This is a genomic window from Sphingomonas sp. CCH9-F2 (assembly GCF_001556735.1).
In the GTDB taxonomy this organism is placed as follows: Bacteria; Pseudomonadota; Alphaproteobacteria; order Sphingomonadales; family Sphingomonadaceae; genus Sphingomonas; species Sphingomonas ginsenosidimutans.
The window spans coordinates 1-8,244 of sequence record NZ_LSJO01000387.1; the positions used below are offsets into that span (position 1 = coordinate 1).

General features: G+C 69.3%; 8 protein-coding genes. 7 read left to right on the forward strand and 1 reads right to left on the reverse strand.

The genetic code is table 11. The features are described 5' to 3' along the window. The first annotated feature begins 107 nt into the window (after window positions 1-107). From AX685_RS11190 to alaS, 3 genes are all read left to right on the forward strand, one after another. Window positions 108-947 (forward strand): class I SAM-dependent methyltransferase, encoded by an 840-nt coding sequence (locus AX685_RS11190; protein ID WP_066488676.1) that lies wholly within the window; start codon window positions 108-110, stop codon window positions 945-947. After that, complete coding sequence (locus AX685_RS11195; RefSeq protein WP_066488678.1) at window positions 944-1,591, forward strand: glutathione S-transferase family protein; 648 nt, start codon at window positions 944-946, stop codon at window positions 1,589-1,591. Before AX685_RS11190 ends, AX685_RS11195 begins: the two co-directional genes overlap by 4 nt. A gap of 368 nt (window positions 1,592-1,959) precedes the next feature. Then, window positions 1,960-4,623, forward strand: a complete 2,664-nt coding sequence (gene alaS / locus AX685_RS11200) for an alanine--tRNA ligase (RefSeq protein ID WP_066488681.1) — start codon at window positions 1,960-1,962, stop codon at window positions 4,621-4,623. A gap of 80 nt (window positions 4,624-4,703) precedes the next feature. On the opposite strand, the gene AX685_RS11205 is transcribed toward alaS, so the two are convergent. Next, window positions 4,704-5,372, reverse strand: a complete 669-nt coding sequence (locus tag AX685_RS11205) for a hypothetical protein (protein WP_197418573.1) — start codon at window positions 5,370-5,372, stop codon at window positions 4,704-4,706. A gap of 158 nt (window positions 5,373-5,530) precedes the next feature. Between AX685_RS11205 and radA the strand changes: the two genes are divergently transcribed. From radA to AX685_RS11225, 4 genes are all read left to right on the forward strand, one after another. Then, window positions 5,531-6,910 carry a DNA repair protein RadA gene (gene radA, locus AX685_RS11210; RefSeq protein WP_066488686.1) on the forward strand — a complete coding sequence of 460 codons (1,380 nt, stop codon included), beginning with the start codon at window positions 5,531-5,533 and terminating at the stop codon, window positions 6,908-6,910. A 77-nt stretch (window positions 6,911-6,987) separates the two neighbouring features. After that, entirely contained in the window at window positions 6,988-7,554 is a 567-nt protein-coding gene (locus tag AX685_RS11215; RefSeq protein WP_066488688.1) for a CvpA family protein, read from the forward strand. Next, window positions 7,544-7,990: an iron-sulfur cluster assembly scaffold protein gene (locus AX685_RS11220; RefSeq protein ID WP_066488690.1), complete on the forward strand. Its 447-nt coding sequence runs from the start codon at window positions 7,544-7,546 to the stop codon at window positions 7,988-7,990. Before AX685_RS11215 ends, AX685_RS11220 begins: the two co-directional genes overlap by 11 nt. Next, a partial coding sequence (locus AX685_RS11225) for a cation:proton antiporter domain-containing protein (RefSeq protein WP_197418574.1) occupies window positions 7,990-8,244 on the forward strand: 255 nt, incomplete at its 3' end. The genes AX685_RS11220 and AX685_RS11225, both read left to right, overlap by 1 nt.

Below are 8,244 nucleotides of genomic sequence, written 5' to 3' on the forward strand. Positions count from 1 at the left end.
CCCGCCGGCGACGGCGGGTCGATTCGTTTCCGCGGCAGCAGGGAGAGGCAAGGGCGATCCGCGGTTGTCGATGCCGGCGTCGCCGCGCAAGGGCAGGATCGGATGCCATGACCGGAGCACAGGACTGGCGCGGCCGAGTCGGCGAGACCTGGGCCGCCGAATATCGTCGGACCGAGCGCGCCTTTTCCGCGATCGCGCAGGCGCTCGATCTCACCGTTGCGCAACATGCTCCCGATAAGGGCCGGGCCGTGGACATCGGATGCGGGGCGGGCAGTACCGCGATCGCGCTGGCGCGGGCGCGGCCGGACATGACTGTCACCGGCATCGACCTGTCGGTCCCGCTGCTGTCGGTGGCGCAATCGCGCGCGGGCGGCATCCCGCGCCTGCAATTCGTTGCAGGGGATGCGCGTGAGCTGCTGCCGTCGATCGCGCCGCTCGACCTGCTGGTCTCACGACATGGCGTCATGTTCTTCGACGATCCCGTCGCGGGATTCGCCGATATGGCCCGCGCGGCGCGCGCGGGGGCGCCGCTGGTGTTCTCGTGCTTTCGCTCGCGGATCGAAAACGACTGGTCGGGCGCGGTCGATCGCGTGCTGGGCCAGGCGGCACCCGTCGACGGCCATGCGCCCGGTCCCTATGCGCTCGCCGACCGGGAACGCACGTATCGCATCCTGCACGACGCCGGCTGGCACCGGATCGCGGCGACTCCGCACGACGTCCGCTACGTCGTCGGCGAAGGTGACGATGCGGTGGAGGATGCGCTGGCCTTCTATCGCCGGATCGCGTCGGCGGCGGCGATATTGGCCGCGGTGGACGGGGAGGAACGGCGGCGGCTGGAAGATGCGTTGCGCGATATGCTGGCCGCACGGATATGCGGCGGGGCGATCGCGTTTACCGCAGCGATCTGGATATGGACCGCCACGGCGGCAGGAGAGCGAATGGCATGACGATCATCGTCCATCACTTGGAAAATTCGCGGTCGCAGCGCGTCCTGTGGATGCTCGAGGAACTCGGCATGCCCTATACCGTCAAGCGCTATGAGCGGGACCGCCGCACGATGCTGGCCCCGCCAGAACTGCGGCGCGTCCATCCGCTCGGCAAGTCGCCGGTGATCGAGGATGACGAGGACAATGCCGCCGGCGCGCCGCGCGTGATCGCGGAGACCGGCGCGATCGTGGAGTATCTGGTCGACAAGGCCGACGGGGAACTGGGCGCACCCAGCCGGCGCGAAGAGGCGCTCGCCTATCGGTTCTGGCTGCATTACGCGGAAGGCTCGATGATGCCGCCGCTGCTGCTGAAACTGGTGCTGGGGCGCATCCCGCTGATGGGCAAGCCCGCGGCGAAGAAGATCCAGCCGATGATCGACCGGCATCTCGATTACGTCGAAAGCCAGCTGGCCAGCCGCCCGTGGTTCGCGGGTGAGGGCTTTACCGCCGCCGATGTGATGATGAGTTTCCCGCTGGAGGCGGCGCGCAGCCGTGCCGGGCTGGACGGGGGGCGTCCGGCGACGATCGCGTGGCTCGAACGGATCCATGCGCGGCCAGCCTATCAGCGCGCGCTGGAGGCTGGCGGGCCCTACGCCTACGCCTGACGAGGGAAGCGGAACGGCGGTCCGCCGGTTCGCATCGCGTGACGTCGACGTTTGTTCCGTCCAAGGCGTGACGGGCATTTCGTGCCCCGCGCCTTCCAACCGCCACCCGGAATGTTCGATTCCGCTTGGAAGAACCTTTTCCCGCCGCGCGACGCTACCCGGTCGACCGACCATTCTGTCGGGGCGGCGACCCTGGGGTCCCAGGGACGTACTATGGCGCGCCCTGACGGACAGATGGCCAGCGGGACAATAGCGCTGGACCCCGCACACACCCCCGGTCGCCCGCCGGGAACAGCACCCCCTATCGGTCGTTTCGCGCGCGCGTCACGGATTGTCGCGCGCGCCGGTTCCGCCTAAGTCGCGCTGTTATGACTTCGACCAACGACATTCGCCGCTCGTTCCTCGACTATTTCGGCGGCAGCGGCCACCGCATCGTGCCCTCCGCGCCGCTGGTGCCGCAGAACGATCCGACGCTGATGTTCGTCAACGCCGGAATGGTGCCGTTCAAGAACGTCTTCACCGGTCTGGAAACGCGCCCCTATTCCACCGCGACCAGCTCGCAGAAGTGCGTGCGCGCGGGCGGCAAGCACAACGATCTGGACAATGTCGGCTATACCGCGCGGCATCACACCTTGTTCGAAATGCTCGGCAATTTTTCGTTCGGGGATTATTTCAAGGAACAGGCGATCACGCATGCGTGGACGCTGCTGACCCGCGAATGGGGGCTGCCGGCGGACAAGCTCACCGTCACGGTCTATCATACCGACGATCAGGCGGCCGATCTGTGGAAGAAGATTGCCGGCTTGCCCGATCAGCGCATCATCCGCATCGCGACCAAGGACAATTTCTGGGCGATGGGATCGGACGGGCCGTGCGGGCCGTGTTCGGAAATCTTCTACGACCATGGCGATCACATCCCCGGCGGCCCGCCGGGCAGCCCGGACGAGGACGGCGACCGCTTCGTTGAAATCTGGAACCTAGTGTTCATGCAGCATGTGCAGGAGGCGGATGCGATCATCGGCGACCTGCCGCGGCCGTCGATCGACACCGGTATGGGGCTGGAGCGCGTCGCCGCGGTGATGCAGGGCGTCCACGACAATTACGATACCGATACGTTCAAGGCGCTGATCGCGGCGTCGGGGGCGCTGACCCACACGGCCACCACGGGTGAGACGCAGGCGAGCCATCGCGTGATCGCCGATCACCTGCGCTGCTCGGGCTTCCTGGTGGCCGATGGCGTGCTGCCCGCCAATGAGGGGCGCGGCTATGTGCTGCGCCGGATCATGCGGCGCGCGATGCGGCATGCGCATCTGCTGGGTGCCAAGGAGCCGTTGATGCACCGGCTGGTGCCGGCGCTGGTATCGGAAATGGGCGCGGCCTATCCCGAACTGGTCCGCGCGCAGCCACTGATCGAGGCCACGCTGCGGCAGGAGGAAACGCGCTTCCGCCAGACGCTGGACAAGGGGCTGAAGCTGCTGGACGAGGCGACAGCGGGGATGCGCGCGGGCGATACGCTGCCGGGCGAGACGGCGTTCCGCCTCTACGACACGTTCGGCTTCCCCTATGACCTGACCGAGGATGCGCTGCGCGCGCAGGACCTTGGCGTCGATCGCGCCGGGTTCGATGCCGCGATGGCGGAGCAGAAGCGTGCCGCGCGCGCGGCCTGGAAGGGTTCGGGGGCGAAGGCGTCCGACGAATTGTGGTTCGATATCGCCGAGGAAGTCGGGGCGACCGAATTCACCGGCTATGCCAGCGACGTTGGCGAGGGCGTCGTGCTCGCGCTGGTGCGCGACGGCGCGCGGGTCGACCAGGCCGCGGCGGGCGAGCAGGTGGACGTTATCGTCAACCAGTCGCCTTTCTATGCCGAAAGCGGAGGACAGGTCGGGGACGCGGGCAGCATCGCCGGCGACGGCGGGCTGGCCGCGACCGTGACGGATACGTCGAAGCAGCTCGGCAAGCTGTGGGTGCATCACGCGCGGGTCGACGCGGGCGCGATCAAGGTCGGCGATACGGTGAAGCTGGCGATCGACCTGACGCGGCGCGCCGCGATCCGCGCGAACCATTCGGCCACGCACCTGCTGCACGAGGCGCTGCGCCAGAAGCTGGGCACGCATGTCGCGCAGAAGGGATCGCTGGTGGCGCCGGAGCGGCTGCGCTTCGACGTGTCGCATCCCAGCGCGATGTCGGCCGCCGAACTGGCCGAGGCGGAGGCCGCCGTGAACGCCCAGATCCGCGCGAACGGCACGGTGGAGACGCGGCTGATGACGCCGGATGATGCGATCGCAATGGGCGCCATGGCGCTGTTCGGCGAAAAATACGGCGACGAAGTGCGAGTCGTATCGATGGGAAGCGACGATGCGGGCGCGACCTATTCGATCGAATTGTGCGGTGGGACGCACGTCCGCGCGCTGGGCGACATCGGCGTGTTCAAGATTATCGGCGAAAGCGCGGTGTCGAGCGGCGTGCGCCGCGTCGAGGCGCTGACCGGTGAAGCGGCACGCGCCTATCTGAACGCACGCGACGAGAAGCTGCGCGAGGCTGCGGCGACGCTGAAGACGACGCCGGACGACGTGCCCGCGCGCGTCGCCACGCTGATGGAGGAGCGCCGCCGGCTGGAGCGCGAACTGGCCGAAGCGAAGAAGGCGCTGGCACTGGGCGGCGGCGCGGGCGCCGATGCGCCCGGGCCGGAGAGCGTCAACGGCATCGGCTTCGTCGGGCAGGTATTGGACGGATTCGAGGCGAAGGGGCTGCGCGGCGCGGTGGATGACGCCAAGGCGCGCGTCGGTTCGGGCGTGGCGGTGATGGTCGCGGTCAATGAGGGCCGCGCGTCGGTGGCGGTCGGCGTGACCGACGATCTGCTGGGCACGCTGAACGCGGTTGACCTGTTGCGCCGCGCGGTGGCCGAACTGGGCGGACAGGGCGGCGGCGGCCGCCCCGACATGGCGCAAGGCGGCGGACCGGACGGCAGCAAGGCGGCCGGAGCGGTCGCGGCGGTGCGCGCGGCACTGGAGCAGGTCAGCCAGCCGGCCTGACGTTCGGATACGCCAAAAGGAAACGGCGCCCGCATCCTGCGATGCGGGCGCCGTCCCTATTTCAAGCGGTCAACCGGCGTTTAGCGCGGCTTGCGCTTCGCCTTCGGGGTGGTGGCGGCCGTCGGGGTCGCCTCCGCCGCGGTGTCGGTCGAGGTGGTTGCGGCTTCCGCCTGCGTCGCGGTGGCGGCGCTGGCGCTGGCGGCCGGGGCGGCGGCGCCCATCGCGGCCTTCAGCTGGTCGGCGGTCATGCCGATCGTGATCCCCTGCGGCCCCGGACCGAAGCCGTTCATCGGCAGCTTGGCGTCACCGTCGGTCGTGGTCAGCGTGATGCCGGTGGCATCGACCGACTTGATCGTGCCGAGCTGCGCACCGCCGGTGCCGTAGACGGTGGCGCCGGGAACCAGCTTCGACTTGAATTCCGCGCTGGCCTGCGCCTGCTGCTGGCCAGCGGCGGCCTCGAGCTGCGCCTTCGTCAGCGCCAGCACCGGACCCTGCGCACCCTTGCCGAGCGAGGTCAGCGGAACGGCCGCCTTCACGGTGCCGGTGTTGATGACCGCGTTGGTCCCGTCGGTGCTGTCGACGGTGCCGACGACACCGCCGGCGGTGTCATATACCGTGGCACCGGTGGTGACGGTGACGCCCGCGGTGGCGGCACCGGTCTGTGCGGGGGCTGGCGCTGGTGCCTGGGCCATCGCGGCACCCGGCAGCGCGATGGCGGAAGCAAGAGCGAAAACAGCAAAATTCTTCACGAGGCACTCCTTCTCTCGTTTGTGAATTCGTGTCGCCATGGCAACGACGAGGCCATGAAGAGGGTTCCGAATCTGCCGCATTTTGCCTGCACGTTGCATGAACCGGCTGTTCATCGCAGGTTTGTTCCCCTATCGTTCCTTTGGCGCTAGGGGGACGCATGGCCAAGGCTCAGAAGCGATACGTATGCCAGTCATGTGGCTCGGTCAGTCACCGCTGGCAGGGGCAATGCGCCGATTGTTCGGCGTGGAACACACTGGTGGAGGAGACGCCGGTCACGGTCACGCCGTTCCAGGCGCGGCACAACCTGCAGGGCGGCGGGCGTGCGATCGAGATGATCGGGCTGGACACCGACGTGGCGTTGCCGGAGCGGACCGCGTTCGGCATGGCGGAACTGGATCGCGCGCTGGGTGGCGGGCTGGTCGCGGGGTCGGCGACGCTGATCGGCGGCGATCCCGGAATCGGCAAGTCGACGTTGCTGTTGCAGGCGGCGGCGGCGCTGGCGCGGCGCGGGCATGACGTCGCCTATGTCTCCGGCGAGGAAGCGGCCGATCAGGTGCGGCTGCGCGCGCGGCGGCTGGGGCTGGGCGATGCGCCGGTGCGGCTGGCGGCGGCGACGTCGACGCGCGATATTCTGACCACGATGGGACAGGGCACGCCGCCTGCGCTGCTGGTGATCGATTCGATCCAGACGATGCATTCCGACTTGATCGAGGGGGCGCCGGGGACGGTCAGTCAGGTGCGGGCGAGCGCACAGGAACTGATCCGCTTCGCCAAGGAGCGCGGCACCGCGGTCATCCTGGTCGGCCATGTGACCAAGGACGGCACGATCGCGGGGCCGCGCGTGCTGGAGCATATGGTCGACACCGTGCTCAGCTTTGAGGGCGAGCGCAGCCACCAGTATCGCATCCTGCGCAGCCTGAAGAACCGTTTCGGCGGCACCGACGAGATCGGCGTGTTCGCGATGGCGGGCGACGGGCTGGCGGAGGTGTCCAACCCTTCCGCATTGTTCCTGACGCAGCGCGACGAGAGCGTGACCGGGACGACGGTGTTCCCCGCGCTGGAGGGGACGCGCCCAGTGCTGGTCGAGATCCAGGCGCTGGTCGTGCGGCTCGCCAGCGGGGCGACGCCGCGGCGCGCGGTCGTCGGGTGGGATTCGGGGCGGCTGGCGATGATCCTGGCGGTGCTGGAGGCGCGCTGCGGGCTGAGCTTTTCCACCTGCGAAGTCTATCTGAACGTCGCGGGCGGCTATCGCGTGCAGGATCCGGCGGCGGACGTGGCGGTGGCCGCGGCGCTGGTGTCGGCGCTGAGCGAGCGGCCGGTGCCGGTCGATGCGGTCGCGTTCGGCGAAATCGCGCTGTCGGGCGAATTGCGGCCGGTCGCGCACGCGCCGCTGCGGCTGAAGGAAGCGGCCAAGCTGGGGTTCGAGCGCGCGCTGCTGCCGATCGCGGCGGCCGAGGCGGCGGCGGGCGGGCCGATTCGCGTATCGGGGTTCCGCACGCTGGGCCAGTTCGTCGACCACATGCTGGGCCGGGGGTGACCATGGGCGCGCGCCGGCCCTGGATCGGCCGGAAACCGCTCTAGCGGCGCGGCGCGTCCGGCCATATGGGGAAGGGCATGGAGCTTCACGGCCTCGACATCATCGTCCTCGTATTGGTCGGGCTGACGGCTCTGGGGGGCGCGCGTCGCGGGTTCGTGGGCGAGGTGCTGGCGCTGTTCGCCTGGGTGGCGATGATCTTCGCGCTCAAGATCTTCCATCTGCCGCTGGCGAAGGCCGTGTCGGCGATCGTCGGGACGCCGTCGGGTGCGGCGGTGCTGGCGTTCGTGGTGCTGACGGGCGGCACCTATCTGGCCAGCCGGCTGGTCATCAACGCGATCGCGCGGCGCACGCGCACGTCGGTGCTGGGCCCGATCGACAGGGCGCTGGGCTTCGGTTTCGGCGCGTTGAAGGGTTTGATCCTGGCCAGCCTTGCCTATCTGTTCGTGGTGCTGGTGCTGGACACGATGGGGGGTGGGCCGACCCACCGCCCGGACTGGCTGGTGAAGGCGCGTACCTATCCGCTGCTCAGCGCTACCAGCGCGTCGATGGCGGATTTCGTCGATCGCCGACGCAAGGGGCAACCGGTCTTCGGAAGCAAGCCCGCGCCGGTGCCCAAGGAAGCGACCCGCCACGATGAGTCTTGACCTCTACACCCCCGATGTCAGCGCGCTGGCGGTCGGCAATCCCTATCCCGAGCGGCTGGCGGCGGCGGACGGGTCGGCCGAGCGGCGCTCGCCGATCTGCGGCAGCCGTGTGGCGGTGGACGTGGCGCTGGCCGACGACGGCCGGGTGGCGATGCTGGGCACGCAGGTGCGTGCGTGCCTGCTGGGACAGGCGAGCGCGACGTTGATGGCGCGCCATGCGATCGGGCGCACCCCGGCCGAACTGGCAACGGCTCGTGACGAACTGACCGCCTGGCTGGCGGGCGAGGGGGCGGTGCCCGGCTGGCCGGGGCTGGATGTGTTCACGCCTGGGCTGAAACTGACGGCGCGCCACCCGTCGATCCGGCTCGCCTTCGAGGCCGCGGCGGAGGCGGCCGGTGCCGCGCAGCGCGCGCGGCAAGAGCGGACGGGCGCCTGATGGAGCATGTGGCGTCGGGTTCGCTGGTCAGGGACGGCACAATCCTTCTGGGGGCGGGGCTGTTCTTCGTCCTCGTCTTCCGGCGGCTGGGGCTGGGCGCCACGCTGGGCTTCTTGGTGGCGGGCGCGCTGGTCGGGCCGCAATTGCTCGGGCTGGTCGGCGATGCCGAAGGCAAGATGGGCTTTGCCGAACTGGGCATCACCCTGCTGCTGTTCATCGTCGGGCTGGAACTGAGCCCGCCGCGATTGTGGCGG